Raw genomic sequence first — 25,991 nt, forward strand, 5'->3', positions numbered from 1 at the left:
GTGTCCTGAAGCGGCAGGCCTTGCGGCATCGGCGCAGGCTTAACACGACCGGGCCGCAAGTCGCGAGGCCGCGAGGCAATAAACTCGGCCAATAAAAAAGACCGGGCTGGACGCCCGGCCTTGAAGAGACGCGGCGAAGTGGGGTGCTCAGATTGCCGGGGTCCACTGCACCGGCACCAGCTCGAAGCCGGTGCCGTCCTTCGCGATATGCCCGACGGCGGGGAAGGGCGCATGGTAGAAGGCGACCTGCATCCGATCGCTTGAGACCATGTCGAGCAGCCTGCGGCGGGTGGCGGCGGCCTGCGGGCCGTCCATATCGAAGACCGCCGACCAGTCCGGATTGCGCACGAAGAGTGCGGGGTGATTGGTCGTGTCCGACATGATCATCAGCTTGCCGTTGCCCGAGGTGAGGGCGAAGACGGTGTGGCCGGGCGTATGACCGGGCGCGGCGATCGGGGTCAGCCCCGGCACGATCTCCTTGCCCGGCTCGAACTGCTTCACGTCTTTGGAAATCGGGCCGAAGACGCGCCGTACGCCGGCGAAGGCGCCTTTCATGGCCTCCGGCGCAGCGTTCATCTTGGCGTCATCCATCCAGAACGCCCATTCGGCGGCTGGCACCATGACTTCCGCATTCGGGAAGACGGCCGAGCCGTCCTTGAGTCGGAAGCCGTTGATATGGTCGCCGTGGAAATGGCTGAACACGATGCTCGAGACATTCTTCGGGTCGAGGCCGGCGGCCTTGAAGTTCGCCATCCAGCTGCCGGAGGTCGGCGCGCCGGAATCGCCATTGCCGGTGTCGATCAGTGTCAGCTTGCCGCCGCTCTGGATCGCGAGCGTGGTGAAGGTGATGTTCAGCGCGTCCTGCGGCAGGAACGCCTGCTCCATTGCTTTCTTGACGTCGGCCAGTTCGGCATTGCGGACGAGGCCATCCAGCGGGCGCTTGGCAAAACCGTCATTGATGGCGGTAACCGTCACATCGCCGACCTTGTAGCGATAGAAACCGGGAGCTTGGTTCACGGGAACTCCTTGCGCTTGCGCCAGACCGATTCTTGGCAGGTCCAGGGTCGCAGCTGCGATGAGAGCACCTGCACCCGCCATCGCGGTCCGGCGCGAAATTTTTATGTCCTGCATCGTGTTCTCCCCTCAGATCGCAGGCAGACTAGCGAGGGGAAATGACCGTTCAACCGCGACGATGTGCCGATGGGTCAAGTTTCCGTGAGGCGCGGACCGGCCGAGGCTGTCGTCGTGCCTTCCGCTGCTTCGGTGTCCGGCCGGGTGGTTGGCTCACGGCGGGCGAGGGCGCGCAGCATCGCGGCGCAAAGGGCGAGCGAGCCGATCACGCCCTGACCCGAGCAGTCGGCGACGAGTGCCTGGAACGCCATGGCATCGTCGCCTACCAGGCATTGCAGGCTCCAGTTCCAGCCAGGAGCTTTCTGCCGCAGAAGCGAGACGGCGACATCGATGTCGGCGCTGACCGCGCCGAGAGTCTTCCAGAAGGAGCCGTGCTGATAGATGCCGCCGGCCGGGGTGCGGCGGGTGGCGAGCCGTGTCGGCTTGCGCCGCACCGTATAGCCGAGCGCTTCGTAGATATCCGCATCCAGCTCCCGGTCGGGCTTGCTGGAGGTCTCGCAGCGTGCGGCCAGTGTCAAAAGATGAGTCCGGTCGTCCATTCCGGGTTCGCACAAGGATCGGTCAGGGGGTGACGCCGTCTGACGGCGGCGACGTGACTGAACCTCTACCTCATGACGGCGCATGCCGGCCAGCCACCTATGTCGGCCCGCGGATCCAAGATCGCCGCGCGTCCGACCGGACGCGATAACGGTGATCTATGCATTCGTTATCGCATCGGACCGAAAAGTGGATTCCACTTTTCGGTCCGATGCTATAGCGGGCTTTCGCCGCGTGATCAGAAACCGACGACGGTGCCGCGAGCGTGACCGCCGGGCACGCGGCAGGAGCAGCCCGTGCCGAGAGGGGCAGGCGCGTAGAGCGTGCAGATCCGCACCGGCGTGCTGCACTGGCCACCATCTGCGGTGGGCACCACCTCATAGGCCGGATAAGCGGGGTAGTCGGGGTAGGCATAGGCCGGATAGGCTGCAACCGCGCCGAGCGTCGCGGCTGCGGCGAGGCCGGAAGCCGCGCCCCAATAAGGATAGCCGCCCCATCCTCCATAGCGCCGATAAGGATAATAGCCGCCACCCCAGTAATATGGTCTGCCCGGGTAGAAGCCGGCGCCACGCCAGCCCCCTCCGCCATACCAACCGGAACGGTAGGCCGGGAAAGCAGGCCTCATGCCGATGCCGTAACCGTGAAAGCCGCCAGCGCGGAAGCCTCCGCCTCCGAAACGATATTGAGCGGTCGCTGTGAATCCGGTGGCCAACAGCAACGGCACGACGGATACAGCGAGCAGCAGAGAGCGACGCATGCGAACCTCCCCAGGGAACGGATTTCACCCCAACCCCTGAACGCCGCAATCCGGATCAGGTTCCGCCGGTTCTGTGCCGATCAGTCGTCGAACCAGCGTGACTGCGGCTTGCAACGGTAGCCGACAAAGCAGGCGTCCGTGTCGCGACTCGGCACCCAGGCCGGATCGAGCGATTCGTCGAACTGGCAGAAGCTCCGGTTGCGGACAAAGCGATCATAGGTGAAGCCGCCCGTGCCGAGCACGATCGCGCCATGCATCTGAACATCCCTCTGGCTGGCCGCGCAGGGACGCGACACGGTGGAGGGGCGCGCCTGAGCCAGCGCGGCGCCTGCATTCAGCGCGAGAACGAGCGTGAGAGCGATGGCCTTCATCGGAGCCTCCCGATCGGGCGAGGCGGATAATCCATCCGCTTCGCCAAAACGTTCCCGGAGCGGGGTGGATGTCAATCCTGATACGGGATTCTACGCGAGCCGGCCCAGACTGCGATGCCGGCAGGCAACCTTGTGTGCGTCTCGAAGGAAGCGCCGGGAGCTTACGAGGCCGCGGCGAATGCCAGCACGGCGCCCATGATGTTGATCGCCGTCAACAGCCAGTGAGGCACTACGGCCGCGACAATTGCCGACGCTTCGGCGTTCTCGAACATTGGCCCCTCACGCAATGCTCCAAGCGGCCGATTTCAATTGATGCGAAGAAAAGCCGCAGCCCCCAAATGGGGGCATCTCGACGCGACCCCGCCTCCTTTGGAGGATGACAGGAGCGAGGCGCCGGACTGCATCCGGCGCCTCATATCGATATCTTGAAATCATCTTGGAATTCGTTGGTGCCGGTGGAGAGGATCGAACTCCCGACCTTCGGTTTACAAAACCGCTGCACTACCGCTGTGCTACACCGGCGCCCCTGACTGCTCGGCCAGGATGGCCGCCGACGGAGATGTTCGCGTCGACGGTACCGTAGCGGTTACCAGTCGATGACAGCGAGAGCAAGCATCTCAGGCGCGACTGCTGCCGATCCGTTGCGCGGCATTCATGCGCAATGACGTGGAAGCGCCGTTTCAGGGACGTCTGCCCGGCCTCATCGCCTGGCTGACAGGCTCAGCTCACCGAGCGGATGATCTCGCGATAGGCCGCCTCGGGAAAGGCCTTGAGGGTTTGGGTGCGGACATTGCCGAGCATGGCGAGCTGCAGGGCGAAGCGCGCCTGGACCGCGTCGTCCGGGGCTTCGCAGACGATCACCATGTCGTATTTGCCCATCGTCATGAAGAAGGCCTTGAACTCGCCGCCCATATCCTTGAGCGCCTGCTTGGCAGCGTCGAGACGGTTCGGCGAGGCGTTGACGTTGCGCGCGCCCTGATCGGTCCAATTGGCCAGCATGATGTAGGTTGTCATCGCGCTACTCCCTGAAACGGCCCGGCCTGTTCATCGGAAGTATCTGGCGGCGGCTTGATCGTCGCCGCTGGTTGGGATGGCTTCTGCCATCTGCCGGACCTTGACGATAGGATAGCACAGCGTGCGGCCGAGCAGCACGGCAAAGGAGCCTTGGGACAGGATTAGCAGCGAGGGGCATCCTGGCCGCGAGCGGCAAAGAAAAGGCCCCGCCCTTGCGGGCGGGGCCGAGATGATCGCCTGGAGTGGCGGTCACTTCAGGATGTCGCGGTCCTTGGTTTCCGGCAGGAAGAGCAGGCCGATCACGAAGGTGCCGAGCGCCACGACGATCGGGTACCACAGGCCCGAGAAGATGTTGCCGCTTGCAGCCACGATCGCGAAGGCGGTCGGAGGCAGGAAGCCGCCGAACCAGCCGTTGCCGATGTGATAGGGCAACGACATGCCGGAGTAGCGGATGCGGGTCGGGAAGAGTTCGACCAGCAGGGCCGCGATCGGGCCGTAGACCATCGTCACGAAGAGGACGAGCACGAACAGGATGCCGGTAGCCTTCAGGGCGCGGCCGTCGGTCAGCACCTGGCCGATCGAGGGCGTCTTCAGGATGGTCGCGTCACCCGCCTTCGGATAGCCGGCGGCCTGGGCGGCGGCGACGAGATCGGCTGCGCCGCTCGGCGCATCCTTGCCGTTGATCGTCGCCTTGAGCGGCGAGCCGGCCGGGCCGGGCACCAGCTCATAATGGATCGAGTTGGTGGCCAGCGTGCGGCGGACGACGTCGCAGGGCTTGGTGAAGCTGCGCACCCCGACCGGATCGAAGAGCGTGCCGCACTCGGCCGGATCGGCGGTGAGGGCGAGCTTCACGTTCTCGGTCGCCGCGATCAGCTTCGGATTGGCCGTGCTCGCGAGCATCGTGAACAGCGGGAAGTAGGTCAGCGCCGCGATCAGGCAGCCGGCGAGCAGGATGGGCTTGCGGCCGATCTTGTCCGAGAGCCAGCCGAAGAGGATAAAGAACGGCGTGCCGGCGAGCAGCGAGAGCGCGATCAGCAGGTTGGCGGTGGTGCCGTCGATCTTCAGGGTCTGCGTCAGGAAGAACAGCGCGTAGAACTGGCCGGTGTACCAGACCACCGCCTGGCCGGCGGTGCCGCCGAGCAGCGCGATGATGCCGATCTTGGCGTTCTCCCAGGTGCCGAAGGCTTCGGAGAGCGGGGCCTTCGAATGGGTGCCCTCTTCCTTCATCTTCACGAAGGCCGGCGATTCGGCGAGCTGGAGACGGATCCAGATCGAGAAGCCGAGCAGGATGATCGAGAGCAGGAACGGAATGCGCCAGCCCCAGGCGGCGAAGGTTTCCGGCGTCATGCTGAGGCGCAGGCCGAGAATGACGATCAGCGACAGGAACAGGCCGACCGTCGCGGTCGTCTGGATCCACGAGGTGTAGAAGCCGCGCCGTCCCATCGGGGCATGCTCGGCGACATAGGTCGCGGCGCCGCCATATTCGCCGCCGAGCGCCAGGCCCTGCAGCAGGCGGCAGGCAATAAAGATCACCGGAGCGGCATAGCCGATCGTCTGGAAGCCGGGCAGCAGGCCGACGACGAAGGTGGAAATGCCCATCACGGTCATCGTGACCAGGAAGGTGTATTTGCGGCCGATCATGTCACCGAGGCGGCCGAAGAACAGCGCGCCGAACGGACGAACCGCGAAGCCCGCGGCGAAGCCGAACAGCACGAAGATGAATTTCGCCGTATCGTTGTCGCCGGGCACGAAGGTCTGGGCGATGTTGGCGGCGAGCGAGCCCGCCAGATAGAAGTCATACCACTCGAAGACCGTACCGGCCGACGAGGCGATAATGACCTTCCTTTCTTCCCTGGTCATCGGCCGAGGGGCGGCTCTCGAGTCCGATGCTTGTGATGCCATGCTCATGGCGTTTGTCTCCCCTGGTAAAGCCCTGAAGCCGGGGATGTCCCGGCGGGTTCCTTCCACGCGGCTCGCGTTTCTGATGAGGCGATGACCGCGGTGCCGGGTGGCGGACAAATCCCGCCATACCAGCCTAGATCAGAGGTTTGCGCGCGTATTGTCACAGGGGCAATCGAGCACTTGGTCTTGCACCGTTCGTCTTAAGACTATCGATGGGGCGGGCGGGGGACCAAGGATTGTGGAAAAGCAGTGGCTTTCCTGCGGGCGCGGCGGCAATATAGTTTTCTTCGGGAGGCCTGACGAGATGCGGTGGGGGAGGCGCGCCATGTCGCGGCTTGCGATCACCTTGTCATGCGGTTTCTTCGTCGCTGCGACGCTGTCGACGGGCGTTTGGGCCGCCGGGCGCGGCCTCGGGCCTGCAGCGCCGATGTCGATAGGCCACGGGCGGGTCCTTGCCGGGCATCCCGTCCAAGTCGTTCGGCCCGTCCAGGGCTTCCGGCCGTGGCGCGGCGCAGGCCGGGGAGCACTTGGCTGGCATCATCGCCGCTTTGGCTGGAATTCGCCGGGCTATTCCTGGCCCGGGTACGGTTTCGACTACGGTTTCGACGCGCCAACGGGGGGCGTCACTATCGTCGAGCAGCAAGCGGAGCCGACTCAGCCGATCGATCCCAATTCTTTCGAGAATCTGATGCCGCGGGCCGGGATCCAACCTTCGCCCACGCCGGAGCCGACGATCTATCGACTCGAAGGGCCACGCTCGCGTCCCGTCACTCGAATCATTCGGATTGCCGGCGCGGACGATGCCCGAGAAGGCGCCCGCAGCCGATACGCCCATGCCGACACGGGCGCGCTGCTGCTGACGGTGCCGCGCCGCTGATCGGAACGTGCTGCTCGATCCAGGCCAGGCTTCGGCTGAGCATCGGCCTCGGTTTCGTCTCTAGAGCATGCGGCGTTTCCATGGAATCACGGGTCATCCCGGCCGAAGCGAAGCGGAGAGCCGGGATCCATGCCTGAACCTTTGTCGCGAGGCGCTCTGGCATGGATCCCGGGTCAAGCCCGGGATGACGGTGTGTTTCCGCGCAAAATCAGCAGGCTCTAGCGGCGGCTCGCGACGTAGAGCGCGATTGCTGTGGCGTTCGAGACGTTGAGGCTGGTGATCGCACCGGGGACTTCAAGCCGCGCGACGTGATCGCAGAGCTCGCGGGTGCGTTGGCGCAGGCCCTTGCCTTCCGCGCCCATCACCATGACGAGCGGCCGCTTCAGCGCGACTTCGTCGAGCGCAACATCGCCGTCCGAATCGAAGCCGATACGCAGGAAGCCGCGTCCGCCCAGCGTCTCCAGCGCGTCGCCGAGGTTGCGCACCGCGATCAGCGGCACATGCTCCAGGGCGCCGGAGGCTGATTTCGCCAGCACGCCGGTGGCCGCGGGCGAATGGCGGATCGTGACGATGACGGCCGCCGCGCCGAAGGCTGCCGCGGAGCGCAGGATGGCGCCAACATTGTGCGGATCGGTGATCTGGTCGAGTGCCAGCACGATCGCATCGTCCGCCAGGCTGTCGAGCTCAAGCGAGGGCAGGGGATCGCAGACCAGATAAAGGCCTTGATGCACTGAATCGGGCGTCAGCAGCCGGTCGATCTCGGAGGGGCGCACGATCTCGGGCTCGAGCGGGAGCATCCCGACCACCTCCTGCAACCGCCGCAGCCCGTTCTCGGTGGCGAGCAGGCGCCGGTGCCGGCGCTGCGGGTTGCGCAGGGCCTCGACCACGGGATGGACGCCGAAAAGCACGGCCTCGTCGATATCGCCGGGCCGATGCGGCGGTGGGCCGCCGGCGCGGTGGGCGCCGGGTCTGCCGCCTGTGGGCCTGGCTTGTTTCGGGCGGAATGGCGGGGCCATCGCATTCTCCAGATTGACCGGAGTGCCGTGCCATGGCGCGAGGCGCTTGGCCAGAGCGAAGCGCGAGACGCGGACGGATCGCAGAGGAAAGGATCGACGATGACAGGCAGGACAGACCGGCTGATCGTCCTCACGGGAGGACCGGGCTCGGGCAAGACGACCCTGATCGAGGCGCTGGCGAAACGCGGCTTTGCCGTGCAACCGGAGGCCGGCCGGGCGATCATTCGCGACCAGCAGGCGATTGGCGGCGAGGGATTGCCGTGGAAGAATCGCGCGCTCTTCGCGGAGCTGATGCTCGCGGCGGATCTGCGCAGCTACCATGAGGCGTGTGGGCAAGCCGAATTTGCCTTCTTCGACCGCGGGTTGCCCGACATCGTCGGCTATCTCGCGCTCTGCGGATTGCCGGTGCCGCCGCATGCCGAGGCCGCGGCGGAGCGATTCCGCTATCGCAGAACCGTGTTCATCGCGCCGCCATGGCCTGCGATCTTCGGGCAGGACGCGGAGCGCAAGCAGGATTTCGCAGAGGCCGAGCGGACCTATGAGGCGATGGCCCGGACCTATCCGCGTTACGGCTACGACCTCGTCGAATTGCCGCAGGAGAGTGTCGAAAACCGTGTCGATTTCATCCTGAAGCGCCTCGGCGCTGCGAGCTGAGCAATTTCAGCCGGGTCCGCTTCACAGGGAATTCGTGCCTTCGGTCTTTTTGCCGTTGACAGGGGGCGGCCCGGTCACCATAAGTCCGGCCGCGCCTGCCGGTCGTCGCGAAAGTGACATATCGGTGGCCCTCGGCTCAACAAGCCGATCATGGGCGCAGGCGGGGGAATGTCCCGAGCGGCAAAGGGGGCGGACTGTAAATCCGCTGGCTATGCCTTCGCAGGTTCGAGTCCTGCTTCCCCCACCATCCATCTCCTTGAAACTGCCCAGCTTCTGCCGCTGATGCCGTGTCGAGAGCGGGCCTGAACCCGCTCCCGTCGAAAGCAGCCGCTATGCTCCTATCGCAGCGGCGGAGCGTAGAGCACGCCGCCCATGCTCCAGAGCTGGTTGAGGCCGCGGGGAATGCCGAGCTTCGAGCCGGTCCCGAGATTGCGCTCGTAGATCTCGGCGTAGTTGCCGGTCGCCTTGACGGCGCGGATCGCCCAGTCGGCATCGAGCCCCATGGCCTTGCCGAAGCCGCCTTCAGCGCCGGTGAAGCGGCGTGCGTCGGGCTTCTGCGATTTCAGGGCCTCGTCGACATTGCCAGTGGCGATGCCGAGCTCTTCGGCGTTGACCAAAGCGAAGTTCACCCACTTCACCACGTTGAACCAGGGGAAGTCGTCGCTGCGCACCACCGGGCCGAGCGGCTCCTTCGAGATCACGTCCGGCAGCACGATCGCATCCGCCGGCTTCGCCAGCCTGAGCCGCTCGCCGTGCAGCGCCGACTGGTCGCGGGTCAGCACGTCGCATTGCCCGCTCTCGAAGGCGGCGAAAGCCTCCGCCGCGCTCGGATAGACCTTCTCCTCATAGGTCATGGAATTGGCCTTGAAGAAGTCGGCAAGGTTGAGCTGCGTCGTGGTGCCGGCCTCGACGCAGATCTTGGCCTTGTCGAGAGACAGCGCGCTGTCGACCTTGAGCGAGCGTTTCGCCAGGAAGCCCTGGCCGTCATGATAGGTGATACCGGCGAAGGCGAGACCGAGCTCAGCCTCGCGGCCGAGCGTCCAGGTCGAGTTGCGTGCCAGCAGATCGACCTTGCCGCCCTTCAGCGCGTCGAAGCGCTCGCTGGCGGAGAGCGGCGTGAAGGCGATCTTGTTCGCGTCGCCGAGGACCGCGGCCGCGACGGCGCGACAGAAATCGACATCGAAGCCGTTCCACTTGCCTTCGGCATCCTTGGCCGAGAAGCCGAGCACGCCCTCGCTGACGCCACACTGGAGCGTGCCGCGCTGTTTCACCGTATCGAGTGTGCCTGCACCTGCCGGGGCCGCCAGCGTGGCGGCAAGCGCGGCGCCGGCGGCGAGGCCGGGCAGGCGAAACCATGAGGCCTTCGACATGGCTCTCTTCTCCCTTCGGATTCGGTTGCGCACGGCGCCGGTCACAGCGTGGCGTTGTGGCGGATGACCACCTTGGTCCCGACCGGGACGCGCTCATAGAGATCGACGATGTCGCCATTGGCGAGCCGGAAGCAGCCGGACGAGATCGCCTGGCCGATCGTCTCGGGCTGGTTGGTGCCGTGGACGCGGAAGACGGTCGAGCCGAGATAGAGCGCGCGCGCGCCCATCGGATTGCCGGGGCCGCCGGCCATGAAGCGCGGCAGATAGGGCTGGCGCTGCAGCATCTCCGGCGGCGGGCGCCAATCCGGCCACTCGGACTTGCGGCTGACCTGGACCTGGCCGGACCAGGTGAAGCCCTCGCGGCCGACGCCGATGCCGTAGCGCAGCGCCCGGCCATTGCCCTGGATCACATAGAGAAAGCGCTCGCCGGAATGGATCACGACCGTACCGGGCGCCTCGTTGGAGCGGAACAGCACCATCTGCCGGGCATAGGGGCCCTCTGTGATGCTGACCTCCTCGGTGGAGACCCGGCCGGGTTCGTCCCCGATATCCATCGTCTCCTTCATCCCCGCAGGCGGGCGCGGCTGCGCCAGGGAGATGCCGGAGAGGGCGAGCAGCGGCAGGCAGGCGAGGCCGATGCCGGCAAGGGTCTTTGAGAGATTCATGTCTCGTCAGCTCCAGATCAGCAGCGGCTGTAGACGAAGGTGCCGTAGCGCCGGTTCGCGTCCGGATCGACGAAGCGCATCACCAGCTCCTTCTGCGACACCGAAAGCAGTTCGCGATCTTGCGGATCGCCGGCCGGCGCCTCGAAGCCGACATAGTTCTTGCCGCCCGGCCCGGCCTTCAGCCTGAGCTCGTAAGGCTTGGGATCGTCGGCGACATGCATCATCACACCATCGCCAGCGCCCTTCGTGATCGTATAGGGCTGCTTGCATTGCGCCCGGGCTTCAGCCTCCGTGCGCTTGCGGTCCTTCTCGGTGTGGAAGGAAGCGATGCCCCAGCGGCCCACCAACGCGTCTCGCGTGACATTGGTCGGGGCCGGGGCGCTTTCCGCGACGCTCGCCACCGGCGACAGTGCCTCGCCGCCGCCGCAGCCTGAGAGCAACAACCCCAGAAGCAGGCTTCCACTCAACGGACCGATCCCGGCACCAGAAGCACCGGCCTTAAACCCTACCTGTCTCATCGGTCCTCCATCGCGATTGGTCAGAGTCGAAGCGATGCATCATGGTGCAAGGCAGAGGGCAGCCGATGCTAGGACAGCATGGCTTTTGTCATTGATTTCGGAGCGGGTGATCGCGTGGCGTCCATCGGCTTCCCGGAGGCCCCCCTGGCCAGAGATGCGGCAGCGATGGCGACAGCACAGCCGCAAATGCGATCGGGATCAAGCCCCCTTTGTCCTTCTTTCATCGGTGGAACTATCCGCCCCTGTTGTCATAGGGGGTGCCGGCAGGGCTTTCGCCGCCCGCCGGAGTCCGTGCCCGATCGGCCAGATGCTGCTTCAGAGCTGCAAGCTCTTCCGCCGGCCAGCGGCCGGTGCCAAGGACTGTCGTCCACGCCTCGACATAGTGTTCGGGGGCATAGACATGCCCGTAACCGATGGGAGTGCTGGTCGCGACGGCCATGTCGAGCGCCAGCTGCAGCATGGTGACGATCGGATACCAGCGCAGCTCCGCCGAGACATCCGGCCCGCGCGGCTGTCTCATCCAGTCCGGCTGCCGATAGGCATCGCGGTAGTCGAAGAAGACGATCGGATCGCTGGCATATTGCAGATAGACCAGCCGCATCGCCCCCCAGGGCCGGTCGGATGGGACGGACGGGCCGTTCTGGTTCATGAAGCGGACGATGCGGCTGTCCCGGAACTCGGGCAGCCATTGTGGTGAGCCGGGATTGCGAGATTCTGTGATCGAGCGCCAGCCCCGGGTTTCGAAGGGCGGGCCGCTCCAGAGCGCTCCGTCGATCGGATCGCCGATCATTTCGAACAGCTCTGCGGATTTCTCCGAGTTCATGGCGCCGAGGCTGAGGCCGTGCAGATAGAGCTTCGGGCGCCTGTCGTGGGGTAGGGCGGTCCAGTAGCGATAGATCTCGCGGAAGAGTGCGCGGGCAGTCTCGGCTCCGTATTCAGGCTGAGTCAGAAGGGAGAGGGGGCTGCTCAGATAGGAGTACTGCACCGCGACGCTGGCGACGTCGCCATCGCGCAGGTATTCGAGTGCATCCATCGCGGATGGATCGACCCAGCCCGTGCCCGTCGGCGTGACGACGATGAGCGTCGAGCGGGAGAAGCCGCCGACGCGCTTGAGTTCCTCCAGCGCGAGCTTGGCCCTCGCTTCCGCTGTTTCGGCGCCGCGCAGGCCGACATAGACCCGGATCGGCTCCTGGGCAGGGCGTCCGGTCTGGGTGCTGATCCGTGTGGCGGTCGGGCCGGCGGCGATGAATTCGCGGCCGGCGCGGCCGAGTTCGCGCCATGTGACGAGGGAGGCTTTGCTGCCGGTCTTGTTCGGATCGGTCGGCTGCGCGCGCTCCGGTTCGAGCAGCGCGTCGAACTCGCGATAGGAGGAATCGAGCGCGCGAAAGACCGAGCGAGCCAGGACATCGCTCGCCAGCGACCAGAACAGCAGCGCCGCCAGACCAAACCCGATGATGTTGGCGAGCCGAGGGGGGATGTATCGCCTGGTGATGCCGACGATCCAGGCGGCCAGCCGCTTGAACAGGCGCGCGACGATCAGGACCAGCACGAAGGTCGCAAGCGCGACGAGGCAGAGCTGGGCCGGGTGCAAACTGGGAAGCAGGGGCAGGTTGAAGACGGCACGGATCGAGTTCTGCCAATCCGCCGCCTTCCAGAGAAACCACAACGCGATCAGCACCGACAGGATCAGGATCGCGGCATTCACCGGGCGCCGCAGGCGCTCCGATGGTCCCGGCAATTCGAGATAGCGCCAGAGCTGGCGGGAGAGCACGCCGAGGCCGTAGCCGATGGCAAAGCAGATGCCGGCCAGCGCGCCTTGCGTCAAATAGCTGCGCGGCACGAGGGTGGGCGTCAGAGCGGCGGCGAATAGCAGGGTTCCCAGCGCCAGTCCCACACCTGACAGCGACGCAAACTGCCCGCGAATCCAACGCGCCACTAGCCGATCCCCCTCGCACGGGACGCTCTGGCTTCTCCGCCGACCGCGCTCCCGCTCGGCGAAGCGTAGCCGCGGCTGATCTCGCCTGGCAATCCGCGCCCATGACGTAGGGACGGCCGTCCAGCGCTTGGCATGGCTGCAGTAGGATATTATATAGATGCTTATGACAAGCATGCCTACCAAACCGCCGCCGACCGTAGGCTTCCTCCTCCATGATGTCGCGCGGCTGCTGCGCAAGCGCTTCGAGCAGAACGCCCGCGACACCGGGCTGACGCGCTCGCAGTGGCAGGTGCTCGCCTATCTCGACCGGAATGCCGGCATCCAGCAGGGCGCGCTCGCCGAGCTGATCGATGTCGAGCCGATCACCGTCGGCCGGATCGTTGACAAGCTGGAGAGCTGCGGTCTGGCCGAGCGCAGGGCGCACCCGACCGACCGGCGCAGCTGGCAGCTCTACCTGACCGAGAAGGCCGGGCCGACGCTCGAAAAGATGCGTGTGCTCGGCGAAATCACGCGGGCAGAGGCGTTCGGCGCGATTCCGGAAGCGGAGCGCGCGCGACTGCTCGGCCTGCTCGAAACCATGAAAGAGAATCTCGTGGCCGCCTGCCAGTCGCCGGCGGCCGAAGGACAGGCCCGCCATGGATGACGTTGCCAGAAGAACCGAAGCCGACGCGGAGATGGCGCCCGAGCCGCGTGACAATGTGACCGAGATCAAGCGCGCGGGAGAGGCGAAGGCGCCGCCTGCGCCCGCCGCCAACGTTCCCGAGGCGGCGCCTATCGTCGTTTCGGCGGCCCCGGCGGCGCGTCCTGCGCGCAACCACAAGCGCCAGCTGCTCTTCGCACTGCTGCCGGTTGCGCTGATCGTGGGGGGATATGCCTATGTCACCGGTGGTCAGGTGATGTCGACCGACAATGCCTATGTGCAGGCCGATATCGTCGGCATCTCGACCGATGTCGCCGGCATCGTCAGCGAGGTCGACGTCCGCGACAACCAGCCGGTCAAGGCTGGCGACGTGCTCTTCCGGCTCGATGACAAGCCGTTTCGTTTCGCTTTGGAGCGGGCCGATGCGCAGATCGGCGTGGTCAACAACGATCTCGAGGCGCTGAAGGCGAGCTACAAGGGCATGCAGAGCCAGATCGCCCAGGCCGAGAGCGATATCGCGTTCTACCAGACCACGTTCAAGCGCCAGCAGGATCTCGCCACCAAATCCGTTGCCTCACAGGCGACCTACGACCAGGCCAAGCACGATCTCGATGGGGCGCAGCAGAAGCTCGTCCAGCTGCACAATCAGCTCGCCGGCATCGCCGCCAACCTGAACGGAAAGCCCGATGCGCCGGTCGAGGAGCATCCGCGCTACCGCGATGCCGTCGCCGCCCGTGCCGAGGCGGCCCGCCAGCTCGACCACACCGTGGTGCGTGCATCGATGGACGGCATCGTCACCAATGTGCCCTCGCTGCAGAAGGGGCAGTATCTGGCGGAGGCGACCAACGCCTTCAGCCTGGTTTCCACGGACCATGTCTGGATCCAGGCCAACCCCAAGGAAACCGAGCTGACCTGGGTGCGGCCCGGGCAGAAGGCCGAGGTCTATGTCGACAGCTATCCGGGCGCGAGCTGGAGCGGCACAGTCGACAGCATCAGCCCAGCCTCGGCGGCGAGCTTCTCGCTGCTGCCGGCGCAGAACACCAGCGGCAACTGGGTCAAGGTGGTGCAGCGCATCGCCATGCGGGTGAAGATCGAGACGCCGCCCGACCGGCCGCAACTGCGCGCCGGCATGAGCGTGACGCTCGATGTCGACACCGGCCACGCACGCGGCCTGCCAGATTTCGTCGGCTCCGCCATGGGCATGAGCAAGAACCCGGGCATGGGCAAGAAGACCGAGAACAATCATGGCTAGCGCCGTCGCCGCGGCAGCGACTCCGGTCGCCAACCGCGGCGCCATCACCGCCTGCGTCATCCTCGCGGTGATCATGCAGGCGCTCGACACCACGATCGCCAATGTCGCGCTGCCCTATATTCAGGGCAGCGTTTCGGCGAGCGCCGACCAGATCAACTGGGTCCTGACCTCCTACATCGTCGCGGCGGCGATCATGACGCCGCCTTCCGGCTTCCTGGCCTCGCGCTTCGGGCGCAAGCGGGTGCTCTCGGCGGCGATCATCGGTTTCGTCGTCGCCTCGATCCTGTGCGGGGCGGCACAGTCGCTGACGCAGATCGTGGCTTTCAGGCTGATGCAGGGCTTCTTCGGCGCGGCGCTGGTGCCGCTGTCGCAGAGCATCCTGCTCGACATCTACACGCCGGAGGAGCGCGGATCGGCCATGGCGTTGTTCGGCGTCTCGGTGATGGTCGGGCCGGTGCTGGGGCCGGTGATCGGCGGCTGGTTGACCGAGAACATCTCCTGGCGCTGGGTCTTCTACATCAACCTGCCACTGGGCATCCTGGCGCTGGCGGGAGTCTCGATCTTCGTCAGCGAGACGAAATCCAGCGCTGCAGCGAAACTCGACTGGATCGGCTTCGGCGCGCTCAGCATCGCGATCGGCGCGCTGCAGCTCTTCCTCGATCGCGGCGCGCAACTCGACTGGTTCGACTCGTTCGAGATCATCGTCGAGGCGACGGTCTGCGTCGCGGCCCTCTACATTCTGGTGGTGCACACGCTGACGGCCGAGAACCCGTTCATCAAGCCGCGGCTCTTCCTCGATCGCAATTTCTGCGTCGGGCTGATCTTCATCTTCATCGTCGGCATCTGCTACCTGGCGTCGCTGGCGCTGATGACGCCCTACCTGCAGACGCTGATGGGTTATCCGGTGGTGACCGCCGGCATCGTCATGGGGCCGCGGGGCTTAGGCACCATGGCCTGCATGTTCATCGTCGGGAAGCTGATCGGCAAGGTCGACACGCGCATCCTGCTCGGCTCCGGCCTGCTGGTCAGCGCCTGGGCGATGTACGACATGGCCGGCTGGACGCCCGATGTGTCGCAGCAGACCATCATGCTGACCGGCTTCCTGCAGGGGGCGGGGCTCGGGCTGCTCTTCGTGCCGCTGACCACGATCACCTTCGCGACGCTCCCGGCGGAGTATCGCGGCGACGGCACCGGCCTCTACAACCTCTCGCGCAACATCGGCTCGAGCGTCGGCATCTCGCTGGTCAGCTACCTGCTCACCCGCAACGTGCAGGTCAACCATGCCGAGATCGCGAACTACGTCACGCCGTTCAACCGCATCTTCGACATGCCGGCGATCAAGGAGGCCTGGGACCCGCTCAAGCTCGCGGGACGCGCGGCGCTCGACGAGGTCGTGACGCGGCAGGCGATGATCATCTCCTATATCGACGACTTCAAGCTGCTGATGATACTCTGCCTGGCTGCGCTGCCCTTCCTGGCGCTGCTGCGCACGCGTCGCCAAAAGGCAGCTGCGCCGGCTGACGACCACGCGATGGTGATGGAGTAGCGCCCCGCGCAGAGCGTTTGTCGGAGATGACCTGACCCAAGGTTAACCTTGTTCGTTCAAACTCGGCGGAATTCTCACCTTGAGCTTTGCGTAGATCGATTTCAGTCAATTATGATGGCGTCGGATTAACGCAATTTTAACGCTACGAGCCCGTGTCATGCGACCAGAGCGCGTGCATCGAATTCCCGCCCCGTTCCGCATCTCCCGCCCGGGCCGGGCGCCGCAGGCGGCGAACGACAATGTTCCCGAGAACCGCGAGAGCATGGCGAGCCTTTTCGTCAGCCGGTCCTTGATCCTCGCGGCGCTGGTGGCAGCGCTGGCGCTGATGCTCGGCTGGGCCGCCTGGCTCGGGCGCACCATCTGGCGTCTGTTTGCCTGAGGCGATCGCGCCGCCCCGTTGCTGGCGAACGAGGCTGCCAACCTGCGCGTCAGCGCGCGTTGGTGAAAGCCTTTCGGCTGAAGACGGTTCTGAACAGGATCGCGACATCGAGCCAGAATGACCAGTTGTCGATGTACCAGTGGTCGTAAGCGACGCGCTTGGCCATCTTTTCGTCGGTGTCGGTCTCGCCCCGAAGGCCGTTCACCTGAGCCCAGCCCGTAATGCCCGGCTTGACGTTGTGGCGGCGCGCGTAGTTGGCGATCCTGCGTTGGAACTCGACATCATGGGCGAGCGCATGCGGCCGCGGCCCCACCAGGGACATGTTGCCGGCAATCACGTTCAGAAGCTGGGGCAGCTCGTCGAGATTGTAGCGGCGCAGCACCTGCCCGACCTTGGTGATCCGGGGGTCGTTGCGCTTGGCCTGGACGACGACCTGGCCGTCGTCGGTCGTGGTCATGGTCCGGAACTTGAAGATCCGGAACGCCTGCTGGTTGAAGCCATAGCGGCGCTGCCGGAAGAGGACGGGGCCGGGCGAGTCGAGCCTGATCAACGCGACGATCATGATGAGGAGCGGCAGGGTCAGGACCAAACCCATGACCGCAGCAGCCACGTCGAAAGCGCGCTTCGCGGCGATCTCCGTCGCCGATAGAGGCTGGCGGGTCAGGCGCAGGCTGGAGAACGAGCCGGACCGGATGAAATGCGGTGTCTCAAAACGCTCCATGATCGGTTCGGGCGCGAGGTGGATCGCGACGGGAAGATTGGTGAAGGCACCGACGCAGGCTTCGATGGTCTTGTGCTCGGACCAGGGCAGGGCGATGAGGACTGCATCGGGCCCCCTGGCCCGGCAATTTGCCACGGCCGCGGCCAGATCGGCGGAGAGTTCCGCCGGATTGCCGTCCTGGCACGATTTCAGGAACGCAACATCAGTGATCGCGAAACCGACATGCCAGGGTTTGTGCCGGGTGACGAAGGACATCACATTGTCTTCCCGCCCGATCAGGAACACGCGCTCGGCCGTGATCCGGCCGGCCTTGCTGCCGGCTGCGACCCACCGGGCCAGAAGAGAGCGCGACAGCGCGATCACCGGTACTCCAGCGAGATAGGTCGTGAGGATGACGATCCGCGAATAGTGACCGGTAATCTTGGCGACGAAGATCAGCGCCAGGAACGCGACCATCGTAATGTTCCAGACGGAGAAGGCCGATGCGATCTGTCCGCGGGGCGAGAGGTAGTTTCCGAGCTGATAGCGCCCCTGCATCAGATTGATGAAGACGAAGATCGTCATCAGCATCGCCGCCAGCTCGGGGGCGGCGCGATCGATGCCGATTTCGTTCTGAGTTACGAGGTAATAGACGACCGATGCCGCACAGACGAGAGAGCCGACGATGATCGCGTCGCTCGCCGCTGTCAGCGGCCCCAGCCAGTACCGCCAAAGGCGAGGCCGGCTTTCGGACGCCGTCACCAGCGTACTGTCCAGATCGTTGACGCTCATATCACCCCGCCTTCGGATCTGAGCCGCGGTGACGCCTTGTCCCAAAGCGGGACGCAGGCTCGCGGCGGATCCGTCATCAAGGCCGAGGGGGCAATGCCTGTGCCGCCGGCAGGTGGCCCAGATCGAGACACCGGTCCGGCTGGAGCACTTCCGGCGAAATCCGGTTCGTCGGACGTGCTCCATCTTCTTGTTTTGACGCAATTCCGGACGCAGAACCGCTATACACTTCTGCTGGAATTGCTCTCGGTCCGGCGTTCAGATGGCGCTGCGGAAGCGCCGGAGCATGTATTCGAAGGAGCTGGCCATGGCCGAGCCGATAAGCGCGCCCATGATCTTGACCAGCGCATCATGCGGGAGCCCGTGGCGGGTCATCTCCAGTGTCTGCAGCCACTCCAAACCGGCGGCCAGGGCGACCAGACCAGGCAGCACGAGCCAGCGCTGGCGCGGGTAAGCGAAAGTCAGCAATGCACCGGCGGCAAGATAGGCAAGGAAGCGTTCCGCATCCGCCCCCAGGTTCATGAGATGGGGGCGAGCATCGATCGGCGACAGCGTCGACACGATGATCACGAGCAGGGCGGTCCAGCCGATCACGATGGCGGCGCGGCGCAGCTTGTCGAGGGAGGCGTTCAAACCGGAGCTCCGAATGCTGGCGGGACGCACAGCAAGATGTAGGCCAGCACTGCAAGAATCGTTTCGTGCCGGTGCCCGGCAATGCCCTTATGGCAAGGTGAAAACGGCGAAGCAATGACATAGGCGAAATCTACGCCATGTCTTCGCGCCGGCATGACTGTCATATGAGAGCCGGGTTAACGTGTTGGCAGTGAAAGGGGAGGTTTCATGCTGGAGAGTTCTGTCGCGCCGTCGTCGGCGCGGATCGTGCGGGGCGGCAAGGCCATCTATGGCGTGCCGCTCGGGATCCTGATGCTGGAGGCGCGTTTTCCGCGCATTCCGGGCGATATGGGCAACGGCACGACCTGGCCCTTTCCGGTGCTCTACCGCGTCGTCGATGGGGCGAGCCCGGAGAAGGTGGTGCTGAACAGGGCGGCGGGGCTGCTGCCGGATTTCATCGCAGCGGCACGCGATCTGATCCGGCTCGGGGCCGAGGCGATCACCACCAATTGCGGCTTCCTCTCGCTGTTCCAGCGCCAGCTCGCCGCGGCGGTCGGCGTGCCGGTCGCGACCTCGGCGCTGATGCAGGTGCCCTGGGTGCAGGCGACGCTGCCGCCGGGCAAGCGCGTCGGCGTCGTCACCGTCTCGGCTTCGTCGCTGACGCCAGCCCATCTCGAAGCGGCTTGCGTACCGCTCGACACACCCATCGCCGGGACGGAGAACGGCCGCGAGTTCTTCCGCGTCCTGATCAAGGCCGAGAAGGACGACATGGATGTCGATCTCGCCCGGCAGGATGTGGTGCAGGCGGCGCTCGATCTCGTGGCGCGCCATCCCGAGGTGGGTGCGATCGTGCTCGAATGCACCAACATGCCGCCCTATGCTGCGGATGTGCAGGCTGCGACGGGACTGCCGGTCTACGACATCTATTCGCTGATCAGCTGGTTCCATGCTGGCTTAAGACCGCGCCGCTTCGGCTGAACCGGTCGACTTATCCCCGGCGCCGGCAGCCACCCGATAATCCCCCTCGCGATAGCCAGTGCTGCATCCCCTTCGCGAGGCTCCATGACCGACACGCCCCGACTTTCCCTGCCTCTGCTCGCCGCCGGGCAGGCGCAGAAGCATGTGACCCACAATGACGCCCTGATCCGGCTCGACGCCCTGATCCATCTGGTCGTCGACAGCCGCACGCAGACTGCGCCGCCGGCTTCACCGACGGAGCTTTCTGCCTATATCGTGCCGCCGGGTGGCACGGGCGTCTTCGCTGGCCGAACCAACCAGCTGGCGCTGTTCGAAGATGGCGGCTGGACCTTCCTGACGCCGCGCACGGGCTGGCAGGCCTGGATCGCAGATGAGGCCGAGCATAATCTCTGGACAGGGACGGAATGGCGTCGCGCCAGCCCGCTCAGCAGCCTCGGGGCCGCGCGCTGGGGCATCAACGCGACGGCGGATGAGAGCAACCGGCTGGCGGTATCGTCGGAGGCGAGCCTGTTCAACCATGCCGGCGCCGGCCATCGGCTCAAGCTGAACAAGGCGACCGCGGGCGAGACCGCAAGCGTGCTCTTCCAGACCAATTGGTCGGGGCGGGCCGAATTCGGCCTGGCCGGCGACGACGACTTCCGGGTCAAGGTCAGTCCGGACGGCTCGGCCTGGCATGATGCGCTCGCCATCGATCGCGGGACGGGAGGCGTGGCGCTGCCCGGCTCGGCCTGGGCGGCCGGGCAGAACCTGCTGATCAATGGCGACATGCAGGTCAACCAGCGCGGTTTCGCCGGCGGAGCGCTTGCGGCGGGAAGCTACGGCTTCGACCGCTGGAAGGCGGCGACCGGTGGCGCCAATCTTTCGCTGAGCGGCTTTGCGGTCACGCTGAACTCCGGCGGAATCGTGCAGGTCGTCGAACCGGCGCTCTGGGGTCTGCAATCCTTCGCAGGCCTGCCGCTGACGCTGTCGGTCGAAGGGCTGAGCGGCGGCGACCTCTCAGTCGGGATCGGCAGCCGGTCCGGCACGATCACGGCGGGCACCGGCCGCCGCTCGCTGACGCTGACGCCGGCTCCCGGCGATACGGGTGCGTTGACGGTGCGGTTGTCGCCGAGCACCGGGGCGGTCAGCTTCGCCCGTATCAAGCTGGAGCAGGGGGCCATCGCCACCGCATGGGGCGGCCGCCCGCTTGCGATCGAGCAGATGCTGTGCCGGCGCTACCATTGGCGACTGGACGGGCGGATCCTGATCGACGCCTATCAGGCCGCGGCATCGGGCTCGCGCCAGACCATCGGGCTGCCGGTGCCGATGCGAACGACGCCGGCCGTCAGCTTCACCGTCTCGCAGGAAATCAATGTGCAGGGCAGCGAGCGCGGCGTCGTCGCCCAATCGCCCGAGCGGGCTTATGCCTTTGTCACAGCACAAGCGCTGGGGCGGGTGCAGGCCGCCTTCGACGCCATCGCCTTCGATGCGGAGCTGTGAAGAGCGCCGTCATTCCGGGCGGAGCGAAGCGGAGACCCGGAATCCATCATACGGCGCGGCGCTTTACTATGGATTCCGGATCGGCGCAGCTGCGCCGCTTGTCCGGAATGACGGCGGAGCCAAAACTCAGTGGATCTCCGGCTCCGGCACTTTGGCGGTGCCTTCCAGATAGTCGAAGTCGCAGCCCTTGTCGGCCTGGCGGATATGGGCCGCCGACATCTTGCCCCAGCCGCGCGGATAGTCGCGGTCGGGCGGAGTCCAGGCGGCGAGGCGGGCGGCGATCTCGGCGTCTGTCAGGTTCACGGAGATGCTGCGGGCCTCGACATCGACGCTGATGATGTCGCCGGTCCGGACCGCCGCGAGCGGGCCCTTGATGTAAGCTTCCGGCGCGACATGCAGGATGCAGGCGCCGTAGCTCGTGCCGGACATGCGCGCATCGGAGATGCGCAGCATATCGCGCACGCCCTGCTTCAGCAGCTTCTTCGGGATCGGTAGCATGCCCCATTCCGGCATGCCGGGACCGCCGACCGGGCCGCAATTCTTCAGCACCATGATGTGGTCAGCGGTGACGTCGAGATTCTCGTCATTCACCGCCTTCATCATCGCGTCGTAGTCCTCGAAGACGAGGGCCGGGCCGGAATGCCTGAGCAGGCGAGGCTCCGCGGCCGAAGGCTTGATGACGCAGCCATCGGGGGCGAGGTTGCCCTTCAACACGGCGAGGCCGTTGGCGGTCGAGACCGGGCGGTCGAGCGGGCGGATGACATTGTCGTCATAGACGTTGGCGAGCGCGATGGTCTCGGCCAGTGGTTTGCCGGTCACGGTCATCGCATCGGTGTGGAGCTTGCTCTCGAGCTGCTTCAGCAGGGCGGGGAGGCCGCCGGCATAGAAGAAGTCCTCCATCAGGAAGTCGCCCGAAGGGCGCAGATTCGCGATGACCGGGACCTTGCGCGAGAAGGCGTCGAAATCGTCCGGCGTCAGCGGCACGCCGGCGCGGCCGGCCATGGCGACGAGATGGATGATGGCGTTGGTCGAGCCGGCGACGGCCATGTGAACCGTCAGCGCGTTCTCGAAGCTCTTTCGCGTTAAAATTTGGTCCGGCGTCTGGTCCTCCCAGACCATCTCGACGATGCGCTTGCCAGCGGCGGCGGCCATGCGCGGATGGGCGGCGTCGGCGGCGGGAATCGCGGAGGCGCCGGGCAGGGTGAGGCCGAGCACCTCAGCATGGCTCATCATCGTCGCGGCGGTGCCCATCACCATGCAGGTGCCATAGGAGCGGGCGATGCCGCTCTCCATGTCCTTCCACTGGCCGTCGGTGATGTTGCCGGCCTCCTTCTCGGCCCAGTACTTCCAGACATCGGCGCCGGAGCCGAGCACCTTGCCGGCCCAGTTGCCGCGCAGCATCGGCCCGGCCGGGACGAAGATGAAGGGCAGGCCGGCGCTGCAGGCGCCCATGATCAGGGCCGGCGTAGATTTGTCGCAGCCGCCGAGCAGCACCGCGCCGTCGAGCGGGTGGGAGCGGATCGATTCCTCGGTCTCCATCGCCAGGAAGTTGCGATAGAGCATGGTCGTAGGCTTTTGATATTGCTCCGAGACCGACATCACCGGGATCTCGATCGGGAAGCCGCCCGCCGCCCAGACCGCGCGCTTCACCGCCTCGGCGCGATCGCGCAGATGAGTGTGGCAGGGGTTGATCTCGGACCAGGTATTGATGATCCCGATCACCGGCTTGCCCATGAACTCCTCATGGGCGAAGCCCATCTGCAGCGCCCGCGAGCGATGCCCGAAGGAGCGCAGGTCGCTCGCGCCGAACCAGCGCCAGCTGCGCAGCGTCTCGGGCGTCTTGCGGGGGCGGGACATTGGCGTTTCCTCGATTTTATCATTGGGTTTGGGAGCCACTCCGTCATTCCGGGGCTTCGCGGAGCGAAGAGCCCGGAACCCATGAACACTGTGGGCATGAGGAGGGGCGCGACCATGGCAAGGTATATCCGGCACCGCCGGTGTGCATGGATTCCGGGCTCTTCGCTCCGCGAAGCCCCGGAATGACGGCGGAGTTCTACTCCGCCGCGGCCCTTGCGGCGCCCCAACTCGATACGATGGCGCGCAGCTCTGCCCGCTCGGCCTCGTTCAGCTCCGGCAGGCCGGGCAGGCGGACCGGGCCGACATCGGTGCCGAGAAGCCCAAGCGCCTCTTTCACCACCGTGACATTGGCGCCGTTGCCGTATTTGGTGCGCAGCTTCTCAAAGCCGGCGATGGCGTCGACCTCGCGGCGCGCGGTAGCATAATCGCCGGCTTCCAGCGCGCGCCAGACGGCGAGCGAGCGCTCCGGCGCGACATTGATCAGGCCAGAGGTGAAGCCGCGCGCGCCGAGCGCGTAGAAGGGAGCAGCCCAGCCCTCGGCGAGGCCGCAGATCCAGTTGGCCGAGGAGCCCTCCGTCTCGCGCACGCAATCGGCGAGCAGCATCATGTTGGGGGAGGCGAACTTCACGCCAGCGACGTTCGGGTGGGTCGCGACGCGGATCAGGTCCTTCACGCCGATCGCATCCGAACGGATATAGGCGACGAGCGGGATCGTCAGCGCCTCGGCGATGGCGAGAATGTAGTCGGCCTGGGATTGCGGCGCGGCGAAGGGATCGAGCGGGTGATGCACCATCGCGGCATCGCAGCCGGCCTTGGCGGCAAGCTTGCCGGTCGCGACAGCTTCGCGCAAAGACCTCCCGATGCCGGCCGTGACCAGCGCCTTGCCGGCAGCAGCCTCGGCCGCGACGGCGTGGGAGCGCTCCACCTCGGCCGTCGTCATCGGGTAGAATTCGCCGGTGTTGCCGGCGGAGACGATGTTGTGGATGCCGGCCTCGGCGATGCGCCGGACGATCCTGCCCGTCAGCGCCCAGTCGGCTTCGCCATCCGCCTTCCAGGCGGTGACGTGGACGCCGGAAATGCCGCGCAGCGCGCTGCGCACCTTGTCATTCGTCATAATCCAGTCCCTCCGCATCCGCGCCGAAGACCAGCCGCACATGGGCCTTCGCCGAACGGACAATGTGACGGCGCATCCTGAGTTCGGCGAGCGCGGGATCGCGCGCCAGGAGCGCCTCGTAGATGCCGCGGTGCTCCTCGAAGCCGCGGCGGCGTTCGGCCAGCTCCGAATGAAGCGAAATGCGCTGGGCGTGATCGTACATGCGCTGGCCGTCGAGGCGGCGTTCCAGATAGGTGCAGCCCGAGATGCGATGAATCGCGCGGTGATAGGTCTCGTTGAGCGCGACCAGATCCTCGAGATCGCCATGCTCCGTCGCCTGCTCCATCTCGGCGATCAGCCGGGCGAGCTCTCTCTCGTCGCTCCCGGTCAGGTGGTTCGCCGCGATATGGGCCATGACGCTTTCGAGCGCGGCCCGGCCGAGCGCCATCTCCAGCGCCTGTCGCGGGGAAAATTCGACGAAGACGCCGCGACGCGCCTCCGTCCGCACCAGCCCCTCACTCTCCAGCTTGCGGATCGCGTCCTTCACCGGGGTCGTGCTGACACCCAGCATCTCGGCGAGCTGGCGTTCGTTCAGCCGCTCGCCGTTGCGGAAGCGCCCAGCGACGATGGCGCGACGCAGCCGCTCATGCACATGCTCGCGCAGCGAGCGCAGCAAGTCCGGGGCAACGGGTTCGACAGCAGGCTGCAACATCATGGTTCCGAAGCGGCCGGGCCGGGCATCCACCAAAGCCGGATCACGACCTGCACCGCACATCCGCATCAAACAGCATAATCCTCCCATCTCAGCAATCTGAAATTTCAGATTTCAAATCTGGAATCCTGTGATATCCCTCAAGCAAGCGCCCTCGATGAGGCGCAAGGCGGAATGTCCGCGTCCGGGAGGAACGAAACCGATGAGCATCAGCCGCAGAACGATTATTGCCGCCGCGTGCCTGGCCGCAGCCGGCCCCGCCTTCGCGCAGGGCGAATACCCGGGCAGCAAGGTCGTCACCATCGTTGTGCCCTTCGCTGCGGGCGGCACGACGGACCTGCTCGGGCGCATCCTGGCCGACCGGCTGGGCGCGCGCCTTGGCGGCAAATTCATCGTCGAGAACCGCCCCGGTGCCGGCGGCAACACCGGCGTTGCTGCTGTGGCGCGTGCGCCGGCGGATGGCTACACGCTGACCATGGGCACGGTCTCGACCCATGCGATCAACCCGGCTGTCTACGCCAAGCTGCCCTTCGACCATATCAAGGACTTCGCACCGATCTCGCAGGTGGCGAGCGTGCCGAACATCCTGATGGTCAATATCGATCTACCGGCCAAGACGGTTCCCGAGCTGATCGACCTGCTCAAGAAGAATCCGAGCAAGTATTCCTTCGGCTCGTCCGGAGCGGGGACCTCGACCCATATGGCGGCGGAGCTGTTCAAGGTTTCGACCGGCACCGATATGGCGCATGTGCCTTACCGTTCGAGCGGGCAGGTGACCCAGGACCTGCTCTCCGGCCAGATCCAGATCACCTTCGACAACATCACCATCGCCTGGCCGCATGTGCAGGACGGCAAGATCCGCGCCCTGGCGACCGCGACGCCGAAGCGGCTCGAAGTGGCCAAAGACTTGCCGGCGCTGGCCGAGTTCATTCCCGGCTATGACGCCAGCTCCTGGCACGGTTTCTTCGCGCCGTCCGGCGTGCCGAAGGAGATCGTCGCCAAGCTCTCGACCGAGACGCAGGCCATCATGAAAGAGCCGGCGGTGATCGACCAGCTCAAGAAGCTCGGCGTCGATCCGGTCGGTTCGTCGCAGGAGCAGTTCACCGCCCATATCGCCTCGGAGACCAAGCGCTGGGCCGAAGTGGCGCAGAAGGCGAATGTGAAGATCGAGTAAGAGCATCTGGCGCTTTCCAGCGCGCCGAAGCA

The 25,991-nt window shown here is 65.8% G+C and carries 25 protein-coding genes and 2 tRNA genes; 10 read left to right on the forward strand and 17 right to left on the reverse strand.

Annotated elements, in window-relative coordinates; genetic code table 11:
* Window positions 1-147: 147 nt before the first annotated feature.
* The 7 genes from FQV39_RS00775 to FQV39_RS00805 form a co-directional block, all read right to left on the reverse strand.
* Window positions 148-1,017 (reverse strand): MBL fold metallo-hydrolase, encoded by an 870-nt coding sequence (locus FQV39_RS00775; RefSeq protein WP_349238574.1) that lies wholly within the window; start codon window positions 1,015-1,017, stop codon window positions 148-150.
* A 188-nt stretch (window positions 1,018-1,205) separates the two neighbouring features.
* Window positions 1,206-1,670, reverse strand: a complete 465-nt coding sequence (locus tag FQV39_RS00780) for a hypothetical protein (RefSeq protein ID WP_149128577.1) — start codon at window positions 1,668-1,670, stop codon at window positions 1,206-1,208.
* Window positions 1,671-1,906: 236 nt separating this feature from the next.
* Window positions 1,907-2,425, reverse strand: coding sequence for a hypothetical protein (locus FQV39_RS00785; RefSeq protein ID WP_149128578.1), 519 nt, complete (start codon window positions 2,423-2,425; stop codon window positions 1,907-1,909).
* An 80-nt stretch (window positions 2,426-2,505) separates the two neighbouring features.
* The gene (locus FQV39_RS00790; RefSeq protein WP_149128579.1) at window positions 2,506-2,796 is read right to left on the reverse strand and encodes a hypothetical protein; all 291 of its coding nucleotides are present in this window, start codon (window positions 2,794-2,796) and stop codon (window positions 2,506-2,508) included.
* Between the two features lie 447 nt (window positions 2,797-3,243).
* A tRNA-Thr gene (locus FQV39_RS00795) sits at window positions 3,244-3,318 on the reverse strand.
* A 198-nt stretch (window positions 3,319-3,516) separates the two neighbouring features.
* Window positions 3,517-3,810: a GYD domain-containing protein gene (locus FQV39_RS00800; protein ID WP_149128580.1), complete on the reverse strand. Its 294-nt coding sequence runs from the start codon at window positions 3,808-3,810 to the stop codon at window positions 3,517-3,519.
* Between the two features lie 249 nt (window positions 3,811-4,059).
* A complete protein-coding gene (locus FQV39_RS00805; protein ID WP_248313189.1) occupies window positions 4,060-5,670 on the reverse strand; it encodes an MFS transporter in 1,611 nt (536 codons plus the stop codon).
* A gap of 367 nt (window positions 5,671-6,037) precedes the next feature.
* Here FQV39_RS00805 and FQV39_RS00810 point away from each other — a divergent pair, with 367 nt between their 5' ends.
* On the forward strand, window positions 6,038-6,589 hold the full coding sequence (locus FQV39_RS00810) for a hypothetical protein (RefSeq protein ID WP_149128582.1): 552 nt from the start codon (window positions 6,038-6,040) through the stop codon (window positions 6,587-6,589).
* A gap of 218 nt (window positions 6,590-6,807) precedes the next feature.
* Here the strand turns inward: FQV39_RS00810 and rlmB are convergent, their stop codons facing one another.
* Complete coding sequence (gene rlmB, locus FQV39_RS00815; RefSeq protein ID WP_149128583.1) at window positions 6,808-7,605, reverse strand: 23S rRNA (guanosine(2251)-2'-O)-methyltransferase RlmB; 798 nt, start codon at window positions 7,603-7,605, stop codon at window positions 6,808-6,810.
* A gap of 99 nt (window positions 7,606-7,704) precedes the next feature.
* On the opposite strand from rlmB, the gene FQV39_RS00820 reads away from it, so the two are divergent.
* Window positions 7,705-8,259: an AAA family ATPase gene (locus FQV39_RS00820; protein WP_149128584.1), complete on the forward strand. Its 555-nt coding sequence runs from the start codon at window positions 7,705-7,707 to the stop codon at window positions 8,257-8,259.
* 162 nt (window positions 8,260-8,421) lie between these two features.
* A tRNA-Tyr gene (locus FQV39_RS00825) sits at window positions 8,422-8,506 on the forward strand.
* 91 nt (window positions 8,507-8,597) lie between these two features.
* Here the strand turns inward: FQV39_RS00825 and FQV39_RS00830 are convergent.
* From FQV39_RS00830 to FQV39_RS00845, 4 genes are all read right to left on the reverse strand, one after another.
* The gene (locus tag FQV39_RS00830; RefSeq protein WP_149128585.1) at window positions 8,598-9,629 is read right to left on the reverse strand and encodes an amino acid ABC transporter substrate-binding protein; all 1,032 of its coding nucleotides are present in this window, start codon (window positions 9,627-9,629) and stop codon (window positions 8,598-8,600) included.
* A 41-nt stretch (window positions 9,630-9,670) separates the two neighbouring features.
* Window positions 9,671-10,294, reverse strand: coding sequence for a L,D-transpeptidase (locus FQV39_RS00835; RefSeq protein WP_248313190.1), 624 nt, complete (start codon window positions 10,292-10,294; stop codon window positions 9,671-9,673).
* Window positions 10,295-10,311: 17 nt separating this feature from the next.
* Entirely contained in the window at window positions 10,312-10,761 is a 450-nt protein-coding gene (locus FQV39_RS00840) for a hypothetical protein (RefSeq protein ID WP_248313191.1), read from the reverse strand.
* A 283-nt stretch (window positions 10,762-11,044) separates the two neighbouring features.
* On the reverse strand, window positions 11,045-12,748 hold the full coding sequence (locus FQV39_RS00845) for an alpha/beta hydrolase (RefSeq protein WP_248313192.1): 1,704 nt from the start codon (window positions 12,746-12,748) through the stop codon (window positions 11,045-11,047).
* Window positions 12,749-12,905: 157 nt separating this feature from the next.
* Here FQV39_RS00845 and FQV39_RS00850 point away from each other — a divergent pair, with 157 nt between their 5' ends.
* The 4 genes from FQV39_RS00850 (at window position 12,906) to FQV39_RS00865 (ending at window position 16,565) form a co-directional block, all read left to right on the forward strand.
* Window positions 12,906-13,391 (forward strand): MarR family winged helix-turn-helix transcriptional regulator, encoded by a 486-nt coding sequence (locus FQV39_RS00850; protein ID WP_248313193.1) that lies wholly within the window; start codon window positions 12,906-12,908, stop codon window positions 13,389-13,391.
* Entirely contained in the window at window positions 13,384-14,640 is a 1,257-nt protein-coding gene (locus FQV39_RS00855) for an HlyD family secretion protein (RefSeq protein WP_248313194.1), read from the forward strand. Before FQV39_RS00850 ends, FQV39_RS00855 begins: the two co-directional genes overlap by 8 nt.
* A complete protein-coding gene (locus FQV39_RS00860) occupies window positions 14,633-16,186 on the forward strand; it encodes a DHA2 family efflux MFS transporter permease subunit (protein ID WP_149128588.1) in 1,554 nt (517 codons plus the stop codon). The genes FQV39_RS00855 and FQV39_RS00860 overlap by 8 nt, the downstream gene beginning before the upstream one ends.
* Window positions 16,187-16,343: 157 nt before the next feature.
* A complete protein-coding gene (locus FQV39_RS00865; RefSeq protein WP_149128589.1) occupies window positions 16,344-16,565 on the forward strand; it encodes a hypothetical protein in 222 nt (73 codons plus the stop codon).
* Between the two features lie 49 nt (window positions 16,566-16,614).
* Here FQV39_RS00865 and FQV39_RS00870 read toward each other — a convergent pair whose 3' ends face one another.
* Together FQV39_RS00870 and FQV39_RS32985 are read right to left on the reverse strand one after the other, a co-directional pair.
* Window positions 16,615-18,057 (reverse strand): undecaprenyl-phosphate glucose phosphotransferase, encoded by a 1,443-nt coding sequence (locus FQV39_RS00870; RefSeq protein ID WP_187640130.1) that lies wholly within the window; start codon window positions 18,055-18,057, stop codon window positions 16,615-16,617.
* Window positions 18,058-18,312: 255 nt separating this feature from the next.
* Window positions 18,313-18,687, reverse strand: coding sequence for a VanZ family protein (locus FQV39_RS32985; RefSeq protein ID WP_187640131.1), 375 nt, complete (start codon window positions 18,685-18,687; stop codon window positions 18,313-18,315).
* 207 nt (window positions 18,688-18,894) lie between these two features.
* Here FQV39_RS32985 and FQV39_RS00880 point away from each other — a divergent pair, with 207 nt between their 5' ends.
* Window positions 18,895-19,644, forward strand: a complete 750-nt coding sequence (locus FQV39_RS00880; protein WP_149128592.1) for an aspartate/glutamate racemase family protein — start codon at window positions 18,895-18,897, stop codon at window positions 19,642-19,644.
* A gap of 84 nt (window positions 19,645-19,728) precedes the next feature.
* Window positions 19,729-21,123, forward strand: a complete 1,395-nt coding sequence (locus FQV39_RS00885; protein WP_149128593.1) for a DUF2793 domain-containing protein — start codon at window positions 19,729-19,731, stop codon at window positions 21,121-21,123.
* Window positions 21,124-21,249: 126 nt separating this feature from the next.
* On the opposite strand, the gene araD is transcribed toward FQV39_RS00885, so the two are convergent.
* From araD to FQV39_RS00900, 3 genes are all read right to left on the reverse strand, one after another.
* Window positions 21,250-22,980 (reverse strand): L-arabinonate dehydratase, encoded by a 1,731-nt coding sequence (gene araD, locus FQV39_RS00890; RefSeq protein ID WP_149128594.1) that lies wholly within the window; start codon window positions 22,978-22,980, stop codon window positions 21,250-21,252.
* Window positions 22,981-23,176: 196 nt separating this feature from the next.
* Entirely contained in the window at window positions 23,177-24,094 is a 918-nt protein-coding gene (locus tag FQV39_RS00895) for a dihydrodipicolinate synthase family protein (RefSeq protein WP_149128595.1), read from the reverse strand.
* On the reverse strand, window positions 24,084-24,788 hold the full coding sequence (locus FQV39_RS00900) for a GntR family transcriptional regulator (protein ID WP_248313195.1): 705 nt from the start codon (window positions 24,786-24,788) through the stop codon (window positions 24,084-24,086). Before FQV39_RS00900 ends, FQV39_RS00895 begins: the two co-directional genes overlap by 11 nt.
* Window positions 24,789-24,987: 199 nt before the next feature.
* Between FQV39_RS00900 and FQV39_RS00905 the strand changes: the two genes are divergently transcribed.
* Complete coding sequence (locus FQV39_RS00905) at window positions 24,988-25,959, forward strand: Bug family tripartite tricarboxylate transporter substrate binding protein (protein WP_149128596.1); 972 nt, start codon at window positions 24,988-24,990, stop codon at window positions 25,957-25,959.
* The last annotated feature ends 32 nt before the right edge of the window (window positions 25,960-25,991 follow it).

This window comes from Bosea sp. F3-2 (assembly GCF_008253865.1).
In the GTDB taxonomy this organism is placed as follows: Bacteria; Pseudomonadota; Alphaproteobacteria; order Rhizobiales; family Beijerinckiaceae; genus Allobosea.

Excerpts from the sequence above, each read along its gene's own strand:
- FQV39_RS00780 (WP_149128577.1), bottom strand. The coding sequence starts at position 1,670 with ATGGACGACCGGACTCATCTTTTGACACTGGCCGCACGCTGCGAGACC.
- FQV39_RS00785 (WP_149128578.1), bottom strand. The coding sequence starts at position 2,425 with ATGCGTCGCTCTCTGCTGCTCGCTGTATCCGTCGTGCCGTTGCTGTTG.
- FQV39_RS00790 (WP_149128579.1), bottom strand. The coding sequence starts at position 2,796 with ATGAAGGCCATCGCTCTCACGCTCGTTCTCGCGCTGAATGCAGGCGCC.
- FQV39_RS00800 (WP_149128580.1), bottom strand. The coding sequence starts at position 3,810 with ATGACAACCTACATCATGCTGGCCAATTGGACCGATCAGGGCGCGCGC.
- FQV39_RS00805 (WP_248313189.1), bottom strand. The coding sequence starts at position 5,670 with ATGACCAGGGAAGAAAGGAAGGTCATTATCGCCTCGTCGGCCGGTACG.
- FQV39_RS00810 (WP_149128582.1), top strand. The coding sequence starts at position 6,038 with ATGTCGCGGCTTGCGATCACCTTGTCATGCGGTTTCTTCGTCGCTGCG.
- rlmB (WP_149128583.1), bottom strand. The coding sequence starts at position 7,605 with ATGGCCCCGCCATTCCGCCCGAAACAAGCCAGGCCCACAGGCGGCAGA.
- FQV39_RS00820 (WP_149128584.1), top strand. The coding sequence starts at position 7,705 with ATGACAGGCAGGACAGACCGGCTGATCGTCCTCACGGGAGGACCGGGC.
- FQV39_RS00830 (WP_149128585.1), bottom strand. The coding sequence starts at position 9,629 with ATGTCGAAGGCCTCATGGTTTCGCCTGCCCGGCCTCGCCGCCGGCGCC.
- FQV39_RS00835 (WP_248313190.1), bottom strand. The coding sequence starts at position 10,294 with ATGAATCTCTCAAAGACCCTTGCCGGCATCGGCCTCGCCTGCCTGCCG.
- FQV39_RS00850 (WP_248313193.1), top strand. The coding sequence starts at position 12,906 with ATGCTTATGACAAGCATGCCTACCAAACCGCCGCCGACCGTAGGCTTC.
- FQV39_RS00855 (WP_248313194.1), top strand. The coding sequence starts at position 13,384 with ATGGATGACGTTGCCAGAAGAACCGAAGCCGACGCGGAGATGGCGCCC.
- FQV39_RS00860 (WP_149128588.1), top strand. The coding sequence starts at position 14,633 with ATGGCTAGCGCCGTCGCCGCGGCAGCGACTCCGGTCGCCAACCGCGGC.
- FQV39_RS00865 (WP_149128589.1), top strand. The coding sequence starts at position 16,344 with ATGCGACCAGAGCGCGTGCATCGAATTCCCGCCCCGTTCCGCATCTCC.
- FQV39_RS00870 (WP_187640130.1), bottom strand. The coding sequence starts at position 18,057 with ATGAGCGTCAACGATCTGGACAGTACGCTGGTGACGGCGTCCGAAAGC.
- FQV39_RS00880 (WP_149128592.1), top strand. The coding sequence starts at position 18,895 with ATGCTGGAGAGTTCTGTCGCGCCGTCGTCGGCGCGGATCGTGCGGGGC.
- FQV39_RS00885 (WP_149128593.1), top strand. The coding sequence starts at position 19,729 with ATGACCGACACGCCCCGACTTTCCCTGCCTCTGCTCGCCGCCGGGCAG.
- araD (WP_149128594.1), bottom strand. The coding sequence starts at position 22,980 with ATGTCCCGCCCCCGCAAGACGCCCGAGACGCTGCGCAGCTGGCGCTGG.
- FQV39_RS00895 (WP_149128595.1), bottom strand. The coding sequence starts at position 24,094 with ATGACGAATGACAAGGTGCGCAGCGCGCTGCGCGGCATTTCCGGCGTC.
- FQV39_RS00900 (WP_248313195.1), bottom strand. The coding sequence starts at position 24,788 with ATGATGTTGCAGCCTGCTGTCGAACCCGTTGCCCCGGACTTGCTGCGC.
- FQV39_RS00905 (WP_149128596.1), top strand. The coding sequence starts at position 24,988 with ATGAGCATCAGCCGCAGAACGATTATTGCCGCCGCGTGCCTGGCCGCA.